The following is a 16,735-nucleotide window of genomic DNA, read 5'->3' as shown; positions in this document are numbered from 1 at the left end:
AAGTAGGGTATTGGCTAAATCCTTGATGATAACGTGTTTTTTCTGAAAAAGATGCCCGTATATGGCTGTCCTAAAGGACAGATTATCAGATTTTTTCCCCTCTCTTACAGTGCGGCTTTCTGCAATCACCGACAGGAGAGAGGACATGATGAACAGCATGACCGTATTGGCTTCCCGCGAGGGTTTTCGTCTGGAACGGGTGCTTGGCGGGCGCAAGGAAACCGAGTTGTTGCGGTTCCGGCACCGGATTTTCCGCGAGCAGCTGCGCTGGGTGCCTTTGTCGGTGGATGGTCTGGATCGGGATGAATACGATGATTTTTCTGACAATCTCGGCGTGTTCATCCAGCAACGGGTGGTGGGGTCGGTACGCATGACCCCAGGGCATCAGCCTTTCATGCTGGAAAAGGAATTCTCGGCGCTGCTGCCTGACGGCTGGTGTCTGCACAAAGGTGCCGCCAGCGCCGAGATTACCCGTTTTGCCGTGGAGACGGATGCGCAGGGCCGGCGCATTGAGCCCGCCGCCATGCTGCTTTACTACTGTCTGTTCCGCTGGGCCGAGCTACACCAGGTGCGCTGGATGTACTTTGTGGTCGAGCCGGCATTTTACCGGCGTCTGGACCGGCTGGGCTTTCCCATCCGGCCCATCGGCCCGGCGCGGCCGCTCGATGGCGGGGTGGTGTCGCAAGCGGCCTATTTCGACTGGCAGGCCGCCGAGCCGGCGTTCATCCGTTGGCTGCGACAGGCGGTCGAATCCCCTGCTGCAGCCCCAGCACAATCGCATGTGTCCGGTTATTGGCATTGAGCTTGCGGATAATGTTGGCGACATGAAATTTGACCGTGCGCTCGCTGATATCCAGGATGGTCGCGATTTCCCAGTTGGTCTTGCCCCGGCTCATCCAGTGGAAGATGTCGTACTCGCGATTGGACAGCAGCATCGCCGAGGCAGACATCGGCGCCAGGTCGGTGACTCGGCTCATGGCCTGGTGCAGATGGGGCACCAGGCAGTTGAGCATCTCGATCAGTTGGGTATCGCGGGTAATGTCCTCGCCGGTCACCGAGATCACGCAGGCCATGTTCTGCCGGGTGGAGGCGGCGCTGAAGGTGACGCCGGTGCCAAGACCGACCGAGGCGGCTTCGGCGATGAAGCGCTTGGCCAGCGGGCTGCGCGCGCTGGAAAAGGAGTCCTGCCAGAAGATCGGATTGCTGCCCATCGGGTTGTGCAGGATGGGGTCGCAGCTGGCGAGGTTCTCCTGCATGTAATGGTCCAGCCAGCCCAGCGGGTAGCTGACATCAATCAGTTTTTCGACTTTCTGCATGTGCTGCTGGGCATTCAGTCTGCCCAGAGCCAGCACCATGTGTTCCGCCGGCAGCTGACTTTGCAGTCGGTCGAGGAAATCCTTCAGGCCCTGCTCTTCCTCGATGTGTCCAAGAGCATGAATCCACTCCAGTAGCATCCATTGCCGGGAAGCCGGCAGATCTGCAGGCAACGGTCTGGTATTGAGTGTATGAACAGATGTCATGGGCGGTGTAAGCACTGGTAATGAGTATGTTCAAAAATCATAGCAGAGCCGTCTGTCGGACGCAGGGTCTATCGGTCGCCTAAGACGATGATTCTCCCGGCTTTTAGACCAGTTTTGGCCTTGGCTAACACGATTGCTTTGCCTTGGCTGCTGGCCGCAGAGGCAGGATCGGGCTGGCCGCCCGGGCAGGTACGTCGTGGGGTAAGCGAGACTGGCTGAATTCATATGGCAAGCAGATCTGGCAAGCTTCATGTCTTCGACATTTATTTCCAATGCATGCCGAGGGCGCTGGCATCCCTGCAGTTGCAAGCCAAAATGCGGGAAAATTGTCAGAAACTACGTATTTTTGCTATTAACTTTTTACTTTAATAACTACAAATATTGGTGTAACCTTTTTTAAGAATATACATTTAATAATGACTTTGGCAATGCTTATGTCATGCGATCGACGTCGCATGTCAGGGGCTTTGCTGAAACACGGACCATCGCTGAGTTATGGATACCCTGAAAGCCCTAATGGTCTTCATGACCACTGCCGAAAACGGCAGCTTTTCCGACGCCGCCCGCAAGCTGGGCGTGTCGCCGGCCGCCATCAGTCAGAGCATCGCCCGACTGGAGCAGGAGCTGGAAGTCCGGCTGTTTAACCGCACCACGCGTCAACTGACCCTGACCGAAGATGGCCGGCGCTTTTATGCGCAATGTCGCGGCCCGGTCAACAATCTGGACTCGGCGATCAACCAGCTCAAGGCGAGCCGTGATGAGCCGGCCGGACACCTGCGTGTCAGCATGCCCAATTCGTTTGGCCGTCGCTTCATCCTGCCGCTGATGGAAGAGTTCTGCGATCTGTATCCGAAGATCAAGGTGTTTTTCGGTCTGGACGATAACTTCAGCGATCTGGTCGAGGACGGTTACGATGTCGGCGTACGTACCGGCATGATGCCTGACTCGCGCATGGTGGCGCGCAACCTGGCGCAGATGCCGCTCTATGTCGTAGCCTCGCCTTCCTACTGGAAGCGATTCGGTCGCCCTGAAAAGCCGGAAGATCTCGCCAATCACGACTGCATCAACTTCCAGTTCCCGACGTCGGGACGGCTGTTCAAGTGGGAGTTTGATCGCTCCGGCGAGCGCATCCCGCTGGAAGTCACCGGTACCTATACCCTGAATGAGATGGAGGCCGTATGCGAACTGGCCCGCCTCGGTATGGGTGTGGCGCAACTGCCGGGTCATGAGGTGGTGCATTACATCCGCACCGGCGAACTGGAAGCCGTTTTGACCGACATGGTCTCTCTGGAGCGCTCGATCTATATCTGTTTCCCGCACCGCGATCACATTGCCCCGCGCACGCGGGTCTTTGTCGATTTCGTCGTGGAGAAACTGGCGGATCATCCGGACATCATTGCCGATCTGCCCGGACTGGACCTGACGGCCAAGCGTTCGGCCCTGCGCCAGCAGGTCGACCTGTGATTCGCGGGCACTGAGGGCGCGGCGCGCCCGACCTCCGATACTGCAGTACCGACGGGGTCAGGTCTTGTATTTTGCATCTGGATGCAAAATTCAAGACCTGACCCCTTGTTTTTGATCCCTTCTCCTGTTTGATACTGTCAGATTTTGTACTCACTTTTCCCTTCTGAAGGCGATGCCGCTGGGCAGATGGCGTGTCATGCGTTAAACATATTAAACATGAGGATAATATTTTAATCGCCGCCAGAGGGGACTTCTTATGCGCTCAGCCGTCAACCATCCGGCTTCTTACTACGCTGCCTCGGCCAATCCGTCACCTGCTCGTGCCGAGTTGCAGGGGAGCGAGCAGGCGGATGTCTGCATCATTGGGGCAGGCTATACCGGCCTGTCGGCCGGGCTGGCACTGGCTGAGGCCGGTTACCGTGTCATTGTGCTCGAGGCTGCGCGGGTTGGTTATGGTGCCTCCGGACGCAACGGAGGGCAGATCGTCAACAGCTACAGCCGCGATCTGGATGTGATCGAGCGCCGCTATGGCCGGGCCCAGGCCCAGGCACTGGGAGCGATGGCTTTTGAGGGCGGGCGCATCATTCGCGAGCGGGTGGCGCGCTACAACATTCAGTGTGATCTGAAACCGGGCAATATTTTTGCCGCGCTGACCAGCAAGCAGCTGGATGAGCTGGCTGCCAAGAAGGCGCTGTGGGAGCGCTATGGTCATCGCGGACTGCATTTGTTGCAGGCTGACGGCATTCGCGAGCATATCGGCAGTGAGCGTTATGTCGGCGGTCTGCTGGATGACTGGGGTGGGCATCTCCATCCGCTGAATCTGGCGCTGGGCGAGGCGGCGGCGTTCGAGTCACTCGGTGGGCGGATTTTTGAGCAAAGTGCCGTGACGCGACTGCAGCAGGGTGATCCGGCGATCGTGCATACCGCCCGGGGGCAGGTGACGGCCCGCTTTGTCATTGTGGCCGGCAATGCCTATCTGGGGGATCTGATTCCGGCCCTGGCGGAAAAAAGCCTGCCCTGCGGTACCCAGGTCATTGCCACCGAGCCTTTGTCGGCGGCTGAGGCCGCGCGCCTGTTGCCCACCGATCACTGTGTGGAGGATTGCAACTTCATGCTGGACTACTTCCGGCTCAGTGCGGACCGGCGCCTGCTGTATGGTGGCGGCACGGTCTATGGGGCCAGGGACAGTGCGCGCATTGAGGCACAGATCCGGCACAATTTGAGCAAGACCTTCCCGCATCTGTCCGATGTGCGCATCGCTTATAGCTGGACCGGCAATTTCCTGCTGACCCTGTCGCGTCTGCCGCAAGCCGGTCGCCTGGGCAGTAATCTTTATTTCTCACAGGGGTGCAGCGGACACGGCGTGACCTACACCCATCTGGCTGGGTGTCTGCTGGCCGAGGCGATACAGGGGCAAAGTCAGCGACTGGATGCCTTTGCTGCGCTGCCTCATCACAACTTCCCGGGAGGACGCCTGTTGCGCGTGCCGATGCTGACACTGGGGGCCTGGTATTACGGCTGGCGCGACCGTCTGGGGATTTGACCGTCCGGGCAGGGCCAGGGCCCTGCCGAGACTCAGGCGGCCATGAAGCGGCCGAGCGGGGTACTGCTCCAGTCGACACTGTCGAGCAGGTTTTTGACGATCAGTCCCAGCTCGGTGTCGCCTTCAATCACCAGTTTGCGATTGAAGAACAAGGTGTCCGGGTCTTCTTCGCGTAGCATCATGCGGGCAAAGTCGGCGGCATTGGCAGCAAAGCGCAGATCTGCGGCCTCGCCGGACTTGTCGACCTTGAAGCCTTGCTCATCGGCACAAAAGCGCAGGCTGATGCCGGCATCCAGTACCTGGACCTCAAAGCGGCGCCCGGCCAGCAGACTCATGTCGGCGGGCAGTACCCCGCGCTTGACCAGCTGGTTCAGACCGGCCGCCAGGACAAAGGCCGGCGGCGTGGCCGGCAGCCGGGTCAGCAGTTTGCCCAGTCGGCTGGGCAGGACGAAATCAGGCACATGCATGAGCTTCTCCTTGCTGGGCAATCCCGGCGGTGCCTCGCCAGTAGCCATCGACACGTATTCCCCCGGCCTGCGATGCCGCTTGCGTCAGCAGGGCGGTGTCGGCGGGGGCGCCTTGCAGCAGGGCAGCCACATGGGTCACCAGCTCGGCGCAGCCCTCCGCCTGAGGGCTTAGTCGCACGGCATCAACGCCGATGCTGCGGATATCGTCCAGATACGGCCAGAGCGACTGACAACCGGCAGACATGGTCTGAATGCCATTGATCGTCAGGAAGTCCTGGCTTTCGCGGGTGGCGAGGGTCAGTCCCTGCGGGTGTTCCAGACAGCGGAATTCGCAGCTGTCTTTCTTCAGGTTGTAATGCCGGGCTGTGAAGCAGCGCGACGACAAGGCCAGCGGCAGCTTGCCCCAGGCAAACAGCTCGGTTTCCACTTCGGGCTGTGTGGCCAGAATGGCCGCCAGGGTGTCACGGTCCATTTCCACCGGCGGTACCCAGCGGGTGGCGCCGAGGCGGTGATAGAGTGCGAGCGTCTCGGCGTTGTAGATGTTCATGTGCGGGCCGGCGACGAAGGGCAGTCCGGCCTGGTGCGCCAGTCGCGCCGCGCCCATGTCATTGGCCTCGATGGCCAGGTCGCCCTGTTCGACCAGCTTGCGCACCCGTTTGAGATCAGATTCGCTTTCGATCAGGGCCAGGCAGGACAGCACACAGCGCTTGCCGGCAGCCTGCAGGTCTTGTGCCAGGCCAATCCAGTCGTCCGAGCGCAGTTGCTGGCGGCGGCTGCACACGACTTCACCCAGATAAATGGTATCGACCGGCCATTGTGCCGCTTCGGCATAAAACGACATGACGGTATCGCGCGGCCAGAAGAACAGGATCGGGCCGAGGGTCAGTTGCATTGCTTGATTGTTCATGGCGGTGTGCTTCTCACTTCCACGGGCGGCTATAGGCGCCCAGTGTTTGCTGATGACCTTCCGAGACCTTGCCCAAGGCCTGTTGCCAGGCAGGCTTGACGCTGAAACGCTGGCTGTCGCGTGCGGCATCGAGGGCTTCGCGCAGTGTACGCGTCACCTGCGCCACATAGGCCGGGCTGCGCTGGCGTCCCTCCACCTTGATGGCGGCCACGCCGATGTCGATCAGTTCGGGCAACATCGGCAGTACGTTGAGGCTGGTGGGCTCTTCCAGGGCGTAATAAGTATCGCCATTGACGTCAAAACGACCTTTGCACAGGGTGGGATAGCCGGCCGGGTCGGTCTTGCCGTACTGGTCGATCAGAATCTCGTTCAGTCTGGCATTCAGGTGTTCCGGACCATGTTCCCAGCGCACGAAACGGGCCGGCGAGCAGACGCCGTGGGTATTGGGGGATTCGCCAGTGGCATAGGAGGACAGCAGGCAGCGCCCTTCGACCATGACACACAGACTGCCGAAGCCGAAAACTTCGATTTCTACATCGGTCTTGTCGATGACCTGACGCACCTGATCGAGTGTCAGCACGCGCGGCAGGACTGCACGCCGGATGCCGAACAGGTCGCGCGCCAGATTAATGGCTTCGTAATTAGTGGCTGAGCCCTGTACTGACAGGTGCAGGCGCAGATCCGGGTGGGTGCGTACGGCGTAATCCATCAGGCCCGGGTCGGCCAGGATGACCGCATCCACGCCGAGGGAAGCGGCTTCGTCAATGGCCCGTTTCCATTGGCTGATGTCGGCGCCCTGGGCGTAGGTGTTGATGGCCATCAGCACCTTGCGCTTGCGGTCATGGGCATAGCGAATGCCTTCACGCGCCGTTTTGTCATCAAAATTGAGGCCGGCAAAATTGCGGGCATTGGTGCCATTTTTCAGGCCGAAATACACGGTATCGGCGCCATGGTCGACAGCGGCTTTCATGGCCGGCAGGCTGCCGGCCGGACATACCAGTTCCGGCAAAGGGCGAGGGGTCGTCATGACGGGAGTAACGGATCTTGTGGGAAACCGCCCAAGCCTAGCAGAGGCGGGCGTACCGGCTTTTGCGTTGCGTCAAGCGCTCGCCCGGGGACGTGGGTCTTTCTCCGCCAACCCCGGCCCTGCTGCTAAACTGATGCCATTCAAATCACCCTGAACGCTTGCTCATGCTGCATCTCTATCAGTCCAACCGTCTGGAGCATCTCGGTACCCTGTTTACCGGGATGGTGCAGGCGGTGCCTTTGTCCGATCCGTTTCAACCCGAGGTGGTGATGGTGCAAAGTCGCGGCATGGGGCGCTGGCTGACGCTGGCGACAGCCAGCGCCAGCGGCATTGCCGCGCATCTGCAGTTCGTGCTGCCGGCGGGCTATGCCTGGCGTCTGATGCGCCAGGCTCTGGGGGATTTGCCCGAGCAATCGGCCTTTGCGCCAGAGGTGCTGACCTGGCGGCTGACAGCCTTGCTGCCCCAGTTGCAGGAGCCGGTCTTTGCGCCGGTCCAGCACTATCTGCAGGGGGGGGAGCGGGCGGTGTTTGAGTTGGCCGGCTGCGTGGCCGATATTTTTGACCAATACCTGGTGTTTCGCCCGGACTGGATTCGCGCCTGGGAACGGGGCGAATTGCAGGGGCTGGGGCCGGACGAGGCATGGCAGGCGGCTTTGTGGCGCCGGCTGGCTGACGAAGTGCCGGGCATGCACCGGGTGCGCATGAGCGATGCCTTTCTGGCCGCGCTGACATCCGACATGCTGCCGGAGCGCATCACCCTGTTCGGCATTGCCAGTCTGGCGCCGATGTATCTGGCACTGGTGCGGCGACTGGCCGAGCTGACCGATGTCTGCCTGTTCCTGCTCAATCCCTGTCAGGAGTACTGGGGCAATATTGTCGATGCCCGCGGCCAGCTGCGCCTGAGCGGTCAGGGGCTGGATGTGGCACCGGACCATCCGCTGCTGGCTTCGCTGGGTAAGCAGGGCCGGGATTTCTTCGATCTGGTGTCGGAGAGCATGCATGAGTCGTTGCCGGCATTCGCGGCACCGCAAGGCAATCGTCTGCTCAATCGCCTGCAGCGCGACATGCTGACCTTGCAGATGCCGGCGCCCGAGGCCGTGGCTGCGGATGACTCCATCGAGATTCATGCCACCCATGGCGCCATGCGCGAACTGGAAGTGCTGAAAGACCGCCTGCTGGCGCGTTTTGCTGCCGATCCGACCCTTACGCCGGCGGATGTCGCCGTTCTGACGCCGGATATCAATCAGTACGCCCCCTATATCGATGCGGTGTTCGGGGCCCGTCCCGATGCCCCGGGGATTCCCTACAGCATTGCCGACCGGCGTATCGAGCGTGATGTGCCGCTGCTGTCGACCCTGTCGGGGGTGCTGACCTTGCTGGACAGCCGTTTCCCGGCCGATCGGGTCATGGCGTTGCTGGATTGTCCCGCCTTGCTGCGCCGCTTCGGGCTGACGCCGGCCGATGTACCCCTGATCCAGGGCTGGGTCGAGCAGGCTGCCATTCGCTGGGGGCGCGATGCGAATCACAAGGCCGAGCTGGGTTTGCCGGCCGATCCGCTGTTTACCTGGCGCTGGGGGCTGGATCGTCTGCTGCTGGGCTGTGCTCTGCCGCCCGCCATGGCCGGCAGGGAGAGTCCCCTCTGGCAGGACCTGCTGCCACTGCCCCTGGCGAGCGGTGGCGACAGCGAGGTACTGGCACGCTTCTCCGCCCTGTACGACACGCTGGATGGTTGGGCGCGACAATGTGCCGAGCCTGCGGATGCCGAGGGCTGGCAACAGCGCCTTCAGGCCTTGGCGGCGGATCTGTTGCTGGTCGATGAAACAGAAGAAGACGCCCTGCAGATCTGGCGCGAAGCACTGACCGCCCTGGTGCAGGAGGCGCTGGCCGCCGATTTTGCCCGGCCATTTGGCCTGGCGGTACTGCGCGACTGGCTGTCGCGCCGCTTGAGCCAGCCTTCGGCGGGGGGCTTTCTGACCGGCGGAGTGACCTTTTGCGCCATGGTGCCGATGCGTTCCATTCCTTTCCGTGTGCTGTGTCTGATCGGGATGAATGACGGCGCCTATCCGCGCGATGAGCGGCCGGTGAGTTTTGACCTGATCGCCCAGCATCCGCGGCGTGGAGACCGATCACGGCGCTTTGATGACCGCTATCTGTTCCTGGAGGCCCTGCTGTCGGCCAGGGAAACGCTGTACCTGTCTTATGTCGGTTTGTCGGCTCGCAGCAACGAAGCACTCCCTCCCTCTGCCCTGGTATCCGAACTGCTGGATACGCTGCTGGCCATGGGGGCGACGCCGCAGATGCTGTGTGTGGCCCACCCGCTGCAGCCTTTCTCGCCGACTTGCTATGACGGCCGGGATGAGCGCCTGCGCAGCTTCGAGCCGGCCTTTGCCCAGGCCCTGATTGCGCCCCCTGCGCAGCCGCAACCCTTTGCGGCGCCACTCGACGTGCCCGCCTCCACGGTGCTGGAGGTGGCGTCCTGGCTGCGCTTCTGGCGCATGCCCTGCCGGGCCTGGCTGTCGGAGTGTCTTGGCATCCGCGTGGCGTCGGCGCAGGAGGCGCCGGCGGTCCGTGAACCTTTTGTGCTGGAACGGGAGTATGCGCAGTCGGTCGTGGAGCGGGTGGTGGAGGCCAGCATGCAGGGGCGGCCGCTGGCGCGGGTCGGCGAGCTGGCACGTGGCAGTGGCTGGTTGCCACCCGGGGCACTGGGAGAGGCGGTTCTGTCGCGCCAGATTGGTCAGGGACGACGCTTTGCGGCGGCTTTGCCGCCCGAACTGGCGGATCCGCCGCTTCCGCCGGTGGTGCTGAATTTGCAGATCGATGCGCTGACGCTGGTCGGGACGCTGTCCGGCCTGCGGCCACAGGGGCGGCTGCTGATGTGCGCACGCCCTGCCTTTGCCACCGAGCTGCTCGATCTGTGGCTGGGGCATCTGTTGCTGTGCGCTGCCCGGCCGCAGGGTGTGGCGCCGGTATCGATGCTGTTTGCCGTGGACGGTACCCGGATACTCGGGCCGCAGGAGGATGCTGTCGAACAGCTGCGCCCCTGGCTGGCCTTCTGGCAGGCCGGCCAACGCTCGCCGCTGCCGTTCTTTGCCCGCACCAGCCTGGCCTATGCCCGGCATCGCCATGACAAACCGGATGATCTTGCCGGGGCGATGGTCAGGGCCCTCGGCGAGTGGGCGCCGGCCTTTGAAGACAAATTTGCCCAGAAGGATGACCCCGCCGTGGCACTGGCTTTCCGACATCAGGACCCCTTGGCCGATCCCTTGTTCATCCAGTTGGCCGAAGTGTTGCTATTGCCGATGTTGCAGGCCATGTCGGCCGGGGAGGAGACGGCATGAATCCGCTCAATGCGCTGGATTGCCCGCTCAGTGGCGTCAATCTGATTGAAGCGTCGGCCGGTACCGGCAAGACCTGGACCATTGCCGCGCTGTACACGCGTCTGTTGCTGGAAGCGGACGCCGAAGGTCAGGTGCCTGCCATCGAACAGCTGCTGGTGGTGACCTATACCAAGGCTGCGACCGCCGAGCTGCGCAGCCGTCTGCGCGCCCGCTTGCACGCCCTGGCTGATTTGCTGGCTGGTGGCCACAGTGAGGATCCCTTCCTGCTGGCCATGGCCGAGCGCCATCCGCCCGGACCCGCCCGCCAGCAGGCCCTGTCGCGCCTTAATGCTGCGATTGTCGGTTTTGATACCGCGGCGATCTATACCATTCACGGGTTTTGCCAGCGTGCGCTGACCGATGCCGCCTTTGCCTCCGGCCAGAGCTTTCGTGCCGAACTGATTCAGGATGACAGCCAGCGCTTACTGGAAGCGGTGGATGACTTCTGGCGCCGACATGTGCTGCATGACCCTCTGCTGGCCGGCTTGCTGGCCGATGGCGGCGAGTCGCCGGAGCGCTGGCTGGCGGCGATCCGGCCCTACCTGGCCAAGCCCTACCTGGTCATGGACCGGCCGCCTGGCTCGGGGCTGGCGACCGCGCGCGCGGAACTGGATGCCGGCTGGCAGGCCCTGTTGCAGCAGCGCGAGGCTTGCATGGCGGCCCTGGCCTTGCTGCAGCAGGCCGAAGGGCTGAATGGACGCAGCTACAGTGCTGCCGTACGCGCTCAGCTTAGTGAATGGATGACGCGCTGGCTGGCGGTGGACGGTGTGCCGCCACTACTTGGCAGCGCCGAGCGCAAGTTGCTTGACAAGCTGACGCCGGCAGCCCTGGCCAAGGCGGCTAACAAGGGGCATGTTCCCCCCTCGCATGCAGCGTTCGATGCCATTGGCGTCTGGCTGGACGCCTGGGATCGTTACCAGCAGGCGGCCGTGCTGGAGGTGACCCGGCTCAAGCTGGATCTGATTGACTGGCTGGCCGAGGAATTGGCGCAACGGCGCCGGGAGGAACGCACGCGCAGCTTTGATGATTTGCTGACGGATTTATATGACGCGCTGCGCGATCCGGCACGCGGTGCGACGCTGGCGGCTCAGCTGGCCGGCAGCTTCCGGGTGGCACTGATCGATGAGTTTCAGGATACCGATCCGGTGCAGTACCACATTTTCAAACACTGCTTTATCGATGCCGGTCGCCCGGTGTTCCTGGTGGGGGATCCGAAGCAGGCGATCTACAGTTTTCGCGGCGCGGATGTCTTTGCCTATCTGCAGGCCCGCAACGATACCCTGCCGGCCAACCGCTACACGCTGGATGTGAACCGCCGTTCGCAGGGCGATCTGGTGGCTGCGGTCAATGCCCTGTTTTCCCGGCCTGCTCCCTTTGTGCTGTCCGAGATCGGCTATCAGCCTGTGGCGGCGGCCGGGCCGGCTACCCGGCTGGTCATCGACGATGGCCGTGCGCCGTGCCAGTGGCAATGGCTGGACTTCAGCGAAACCACCAAGGGAGCCAGCAAGACCCTGGCGGCAGCCCAGGCGGCACAGGGGGCTGCCGCGGAAATCGCCCACCTGTTGTCCCTGGCGGCCGAGGGGCGTGCCCGGCTGTGTGGTGAGCGTGGCGAACGTCCCTTGTCCGGCGGGGATATTGCCGTGCTGGTCAGTACCCATCGTCAGGGTGAAATGATGCGCAGCGCACTGGCCGAACTGAATATTCCCAGCGTGGCGCTGACCCAGCAGAGCGTGTATGCCAGTCATGAGGCACGCGAGTTGCTGGTGTTGCTGTCTGCCTGGGCGCATCCGGCCGATGAGCCGCGCCTGCGCCATGCGCTGGCGACCGAGCTGGTCGGTTTCAATGCCGCCGACCTGGCGGCCTGCCTGCAGGATGAAAGTCGCTGGGAGGCCCTGCTGGCCTTGCATGCCGCGGATCATCAGCGCTGGCTGCAGCACGGTCTGATGGCGGCATGGCGCCACTTCTTTGCCCGCTGTTCTCTGGCCGAGCGGTTGTTGCCCTTGCCGGATGGCGAGCGGCGCCTGACCAATCTGTCGCATCTGATCGAGTTGCTGCAAAACGCCAGCGACACCCAGCAGGGCATGTTGCCGCTGCTGGACTGGTTCGAGCTGCAGGTCCATCAGGCTCAGGGGGGCGAGGCGGCATTGCTGCGGCTGGAAAGTGATGCTTCGCTGGTCAAGATCGCCACTGTTCACAGTGCCAAGGGCCTGCAGTATCCGGTGGTGTTTTGTCCCTTCCTGTGGGATGGCACGCTGGAGCGGCGCGACATGCCGTTCTGGCGTAGTCATGGCGAGCAGGGCAGCCGTCTGACGCCGGAGGTGCTGCTGGACGATGCCACGCGCGCCGCGGCCCGGCGCGAGTTGCTGGCCGAAAAGTTGCGATTGGCCTATGTGGCGCTGACCCGGGCCGAACACCGGCAGTACATCAGTTGGGGCTGGGTGCAGCAGATGGAAACCTCGGCGCTGGCCTGGCTGCTGCATGCGTCTGCGGAGACTGCGCTTGAGCAGTTGCCTGCCCTGAGCGGGGCTCAGGTATGGGGGGATTTGCAGCGCTGGACGGCCAGCCAGTCTCCACGCATGGCCCTGCAGGGCGTCGAACTGGTGCCCGCCTTGCCGCGCCGCCCGGACGAGGCGACAGGGGATTATCACGCGGCCCGTATTGAGCGGCCGATCTACACCCCCTGGCGGGTGGCCAGTTTCAGTGGGCTGGTGCAGCACCATGGCGGGGCGGAGCGGGAGCGTCCCGATCATGATCGGGGAGAATTGCAGCTCGGGCTGGAGGCAGAAAGCCCGCAACTGATCTTCCCGCGCGGTGCTCGCGCCGGGACGTGCCTGCATGCGGTACTGGAGCAGATCGACTTCGCCGCGCCCGCGCTGGAACAGGTGCGCGAGATCGTGCTGGCGCATGGTTTTACTGCCGAGTATGCCGAAGCAGCGCATGCGCTGGTGTGTCGTACCCTGGCCGCGCCACTGGATCCGGGGGTGTCGCTGGCGCAGGTTGAGCCTGGGCGGCGCCTGATCGAGCTGGAGTTCACCCTGCCTGTCGGTCGCCTGCGTCCCGAGACACTGCAGGCTTTGCTCGGCGATGCCCGTCATGGTTTGCATCCTGCCCTGCGTGCCGCTGCGGCCACGCTCGACTTCGGTCAGGTACGCGGGTTTCTCAAGGGGTTTATTGATCTGGTCTGCGAAATCGACGGCCGTTTTTATCTGATCGATTACAAGTCGAATGATCTGGGGCCACAGCTTGCGGATTATCACGCTGAGCGGCTGGCGCAATCGATTGCACGCGAGCACTATTATCTTCAGTACCTGTTTTATTGCGTTGCCATACGAAGATATTTACGCAGCCGCGGTATCGACTTTGCCGCACGCTTTGCCGGTGTGCGCTATCTCTATATGAGGGGCGTCGATTTGCAAGGTCATGGCGTCTGGTGCGACCGGCCTGCAGAGGGCCTGCTTGATGCGCTGGATGCCCTGTTTGCCGCCTGATTATCCAAGGGGAGCCTGATGTTTGAATCAGCCGAAATCGAACACCGTGTCGACAAGGAAACCTTCCGAGAGCAGGCACCGCTGCTGCGCAAGGCCTTGCTGGATGCGCAATATGATCTGAAAGAGAAGCCGGACTTTCCGGTGCTGATCCTGATTCACGGTTTTGATGGTGCCGGACGTGGCGAAACCATGAATCTGATTAACGAGTGGATGGATCCGCGCCTGATCCGCACCGTGGCCTTCGACGCCCCCAACGACGAGGCGCGTGCCCGTCCGTGGATGTGGCGTTTCTGGCGCGAATTGCCCGGCAAGGGGCGGCTCGGGATGTTCTTCGGTTCCTACTATTCGGACACGCTGTTCGACCGGGTGAAGGGGCAGAGTGACTGGGATGCCTTCGATCTGCAGATCCAGGAGATCCAGCATTTCGAGCACATGCTGGCGCAGGACGGTGCACTGGTGATCAAGTTCTGGTTCCACCTGTCGCGCGAGAAGCAGAAGAAACGCCTCAAGACGCTGGAGAAGGACCCGGCCACCCGCTGGCGGGTGACCAAGACCGACTGGGAGCACTTCGAGCAGTACGAGGTGATCCGCAAGTACGCCGAGCACATGATCCGGCTGACCAATACTGCCGATGCGCCCTGGGTGATTGTCGATGGCGAGGATGCCAATTACCGCAGCCTGACGGTCGGCAATACCATTCTGAATGCGCTGCGCGGGCGCCTGTCCGAAGAAGCGGCCCGCGACAAGCGCAAGCCCAATGCGCCGCCGCTGATGGCGCCGATCGACAACAAGCTGATTCTGGATGCGCTGGTGCTGGATCAGCCGACCACGCGTGACGCATACCGCGCACAGATCGACAAGCTGCAGGGGCGGCTGTATCACCTGACCCGCCATCCGCGCTTTGCCGAGCATGCGCTGGTGCTGGCGTTTGAAGGTAATGATGCCGCCGGCAAGGGCGGCGCCATCCGCCGTATCACCCAGGCGCTGGATGCCCGGACCTATCATGTGGTGCCGATTGCTGCGCCGACGGAAGAGGAGCGCGCCCAGCCCTGGCTGTGGCGCTTCTGGCGTTATGTGCCGGCCAAGGGGCGGGTGAGCATCTTTGACCGGACCTGGTATGGCCGGGTGCTGGTGGAGCGGGTGGAGGGCTTCGCCTGCGAGGCCGACTGGATGCGGGCCTATTACGAGATCAATGATTTCGAGCATCAGTTGAGCGAGAACGGCATCATCGTCATCAAGTTCTGGCTGGCGATCAGCAAGGAGGAGCAGTACACCCGTTTCAAGGCGCGCGAAGAGACCGGGTTCAAGCGCTTCAAGATTACCGATGAGGACTGGCGCAATCGCGACAAGTGGGATGACTACCGCCTGGCGGTGAGCGATATGGTGGATCGCACCAGCACGACGCGTATTCCCTGGGTGCTGGTCGAAGCCAACAATAAGTACTACGCCCGGCTGAAGATTCTGCAGACGATCTGCGAAACGCTGGAAGCCCGCTTGCACGCCGACTAGCGCCGGCCAGTAAAAAGCCCGCATGGAATGACCATGCGGGCTTTTTTTTGTTGTCGGATCAGCTGTTCTGGCGTGCCAGGGTGGCGCTTTCGCCCCGGCTGCGCAGACGGTGGACCAGCCACATGAGGGCAATCCACACTGGCATGGCATAAGCACTGATCGCCATGCCCGGGGTCATCAGCAGGATGCCGAGAATCATCAGCATGAAGGCCAGACACAGATAGTTGGAGAATGGCGACCACAGGGACGGGAATACGCGCGGCTGTCCTTGCTTGGCCTGGCGGAACTTCAGGTGGGTCAGGCTGATCATTGCCCAGTTGATGACCAGGGTGGCTACCACCAGCGACATCAGAATGCCCAGGGCTTCTCCTGGCAGGACATAGTTGAGGATGACGCAGGCGAAGGTGGCGGCAGCCGAGAACAGTGTCGCCTTGACCGGTACGCCGCGACGGTCGGTCTGCTGGAAGGCGCGCGGGGCGTTGCCTTGCTGGGCCAGGCCGAACAACATGCGGCTGGTGGCATAGACACAGCTGTTGTAGACCGAGAGTGCCGCGGTCAGTACCACGAAGTTCAGTACCTGGGCCGTTGCATTGGCGCCGATCTGCTCGAAAATCATCACGAAGGGGCTGCCACCTGCGGCGACCTTGCTCCACGGGTAGAGCGACAGCAGGACGGTCAGCGAACCGATGTAGAACACCAGAATACGCACGATCACCTGATTGACGGCGCGCGGGATGGCTTTCTGCGGATTGTCGGCTTCCGCCGCGGTCATGCCGATCAGCTCCAGCCCGCCAAAGGAGAACATGATGATGGCCATCATCATGAACAGGCCGCTGCCGCCATGCGGGAAGAAGCCGCCATCAGCCCAGAGGTTACGCACCGTGGCCTGCGGGCCGCCGGCGCCGGAAACCAGCAGATAGCCGCCGAAGCAGATCATGGCCAGCACGGCGACCACCTTGATCAGCGCAAACCAGAACTCGGTTTCACCGTAGGATTTCACGCTGGCCAGATTGATGCCGTTGATCGCCACGAAGCACAGCAGGGTGGTGGCCCAGGTCGGGAATTGTGGCCACCAGAACTGCACATAGGCCCCGACCGCCGTCAGTTCGGCCATGCTCACCAGGACATACAGCAACCAGTAGGACCAGCCGGACAGAAAGCCGGCGAAGTTGCCCCAGTAGCGATAGGCAAAGTGGCTGAATGAGCCGGCGACCGGCTCTTCGGCCACCATGTCGCCCAGCTGGCGCATGATCAGAAAGGCAATGAAACCGGCAATGGCATAGCCGAGGATCATCGACGGGCCGGCGGCCTTGAGCACGCTGGCCGAGCCGAGAAACAGGCCGGTACCGACTGCGCCACCGAGGGCGATCAGTTGGATATGGCGGTTTTTCAGCTCGCGTTTCAGTTCGGTTTGGGGACGATGGGTACTCACG

11 protein-coding genes are annotated in these 16,735 nt (G+C 62.3%); 6 read left to right on the top strand and 5 right to left on the bottom strand.

Annotated features, from left to right (window positions below; all coding sequences use genetic code 11):
• Positions 1-145 precede the first annotated feature (145 nt).
• On the top strand, positions 146-802 hold the full coding sequence (locus JNO51_RS14310; protein WP_215778523.1) for an acyl-homoserine-lactone synthase: 657 nt from the start codon (positions 146-148) through the stop codon (positions 800-802).
• Here the strand turns inward: JNO51_RS14310 and JNO51_RS14305 are convergent.
• Positions 723-1,520, bottom strand: coding sequence for a LuxR family transcriptional regulator (locus JNO51_RS14305; protein ID WP_215778521.1), 798 nt, complete (start codon positions 1,518-1,520; stop codon positions 723-725). The genes JNO51_RS14310 and JNO51_RS14305 overlap by 80 nt on opposite strands.
• A gap of 525 nt (positions 1,521-2,045) precedes the next feature.
• On the opposite strand from JNO51_RS14305, the gene JNO51_RS14300 reads away from it, so the two are divergent.
• Positions 2,046-2,984 carry a LysR substrate-binding domain-containing protein gene (locus JNO51_RS14300; protein WP_252346093.1) on the top strand — a complete coding sequence of 313 codons (939 nt, stop codon included), beginning with the start codon at positions 2,046-2,048 and terminating at the stop codon, positions 2,982-2,984.
• Between the two features lie 256 nt (positions 2,985-3,240).
• On the top strand, positions 3,241-4,527 hold the full coding sequence (locus JNO51_RS14295; protein WP_215778517.1) for an FAD-binding oxidoreductase: 1,287 nt from the start codon (positions 3,241-3,243) through the stop codon (positions 4,525-4,527).
• Positions 4,528-4,559: 32 nt separating this feature from the next.
• Here the strand turns inward: JNO51_RS14295 and JNO51_RS14290 are convergent, their stop codons facing one another.
• Genes JNO51_RS14290 through JNO51_RS14280 form a run of 3 tightly spaced genes read right to left on the bottom strand, consistent with a single transcriptional unit; the run spans position 4,560 to position 6,928 of the window.
• On the bottom strand, positions 4,560-4,994 hold the full coding sequence (locus JNO51_RS14290) for an SCP2 domain-containing protein (RefSeq protein ID WP_215778513.1): 435 nt from the start codon (positions 4,992-4,994) through the stop codon (positions 4,560-4,562).
• The gene (locus JNO51_RS14285; RefSeq protein WP_215778511.1) at positions 4,981-5,901 is read right to left on the bottom strand and encodes a U32 family peptidase; all 921 of its coding nucleotides are present in this window, start codon (positions 5,899-5,901) and stop codon (positions 4,981-4,983) included. The genes JNO51_RS14290 and JNO51_RS14285 overlap by 14 nt, the downstream gene beginning before the upstream one ends.
• A gap of 13 nt (positions 5,902-5,914) precedes the next feature.
• Positions 5,915-6,928, bottom strand: coding sequence for a peptidase U32 family protein (locus JNO51_RS14280; RefSeq protein ID WP_215778509.1), 1,014 nt, complete (start codon positions 6,926-6,928; stop codon positions 5,915-5,917).
• Between the two features lie 164 nt (positions 6,929-7,092).
• On the opposite strand from JNO51_RS14280, the gene recC reads away from it, so the two are divergent.
• The 3 genes from recC to pap are packed head-to-tail and all read left to right on the top strand — an operon-like array spanning position 7,093 to position 15,302.
• A complete protein-coding gene (recC, locus tag JNO51_RS14275; RefSeq protein ID WP_215778507.1) occupies positions 7,093-10,266 on the top strand; it encodes an exodeoxyribonuclease V subunit gamma in 3,174 nt (1,057 codons plus the stop codon).
• On the top strand, positions 10,263-13,793 hold the full coding sequence (recB, locus tag JNO51_RS14270; RefSeq protein ID WP_215778505.1) for an exodeoxyribonuclease V subunit beta: 3,531 nt from the start codon (positions 10,263-10,265) through the stop codon (positions 13,791-13,793). The genes recC and recB overlap by 4 nt, the downstream gene beginning before the upstream one ends.
• Positions 13,794-13,811: 18 nt before the next feature.
• Positions 13,812-15,302, top strand: coding sequence for a polyphosphate:AMP phosphotransferase (gene pap, locus JNO51_RS14265; protein WP_215778503.1), 1,491 nt, complete (start codon positions 13,812-13,814; stop codon positions 15,300-15,302).
• Positions 15,303-15,360: 58 nt separating this feature from the next.
• Here the strand turns inward: pap and JNO51_RS14260 are convergent, their stop codons facing one another.
• Positions 15,361-16,734: an amino acid permease gene (locus tag JNO51_RS14260; protein WP_252346092.1), complete on the bottom strand. Its 1,374-nt coding sequence runs from the start codon at positions 16,732-16,734 to the stop codon at positions 15,361-15,363.
• Between the last annotated feature and the right edge of the window lies 1 nt (position 16,735).

Source organism: Paludibacterium sp. B53371 (assembly GCF_018802765.1).
GTDB lineage: Bacteria > Pseudomonadota > Gammaproteobacteria > Burkholderiales > Chromobacteriaceae > Paludibacterium.
Note: the sequence above shows the minus strand (reverse complement) of the source record. Positions and strands in the feature narration are given on the sequence as shown.

Excerpts from the sequence above, each read along its gene's own strand:
- JNO51_RS14310 (WP_215778523.1), top strand. The coding sequence starts at position 146 with ATGATGAACAGCATGACCGTATTGGCTTCCCGCGAGGGTTTTCGTCTG.
- JNO51_RS14305 (WP_215778521.1), bottom strand. The coding sequence starts at position 1,520 with ATGACATCTGTTCATACACTCAATACCAGACCGTTGCCTGCAGATCTG.
- JNO51_RS14300 (WP_252346093.1), top strand. The coding sequence starts at position 2,046 with ATGACCACTGCCGAAAACGGCAGCTTTTCCGACGCCGCCCGCAAGCTG.
- JNO51_RS14295 (WP_215778517.1), top strand. The coding sequence starts at position 3,241 with ATGCGCTCAGCCGTCAACCATCCGGCTTCTTACTACGCTGCCTCGGCC.
- JNO51_RS14290 (WP_215778513.1), bottom strand. The coding sequence starts at position 4,994 with ATGCATGTGCCTGATTTCGTCCTGCCCAGCCGACTGGGCAAACTGCTG.
- JNO51_RS14285 (WP_215778511.1), bottom strand. The coding sequence starts at position 5,901 with ATGAACAATCAAGCAATGCAACTGACCCTCGGCCCGATCCTGTTCTTC.
- JNO51_RS14280 (WP_215778509.1), bottom strand. The coding sequence starts at position 6,928 with ATGACGACCCCTCGCCCTTTGCCGGAACTGGTATGTCCGGCCGGCAGC.
- recC (WP_215778507.1), top strand. The coding sequence starts at position 7,093 with ATGCTGCATCTCTATCAGTCCAACCGTCTGGAGCATCTCGGTACCCTG.
- recB (WP_215778505.1), top strand. The coding sequence starts at position 10,263 with ATGAATCCGCTCAATGCGCTGGATTGCCCGCTCAGTGGCGTCAATCTG.
- pap (WP_215778503.1), top strand. The coding sequence starts at position 13,812 with ATGTTTGAATCAGCCGAAATCGAACACCGTGTCGACAAGGAAACCTTC.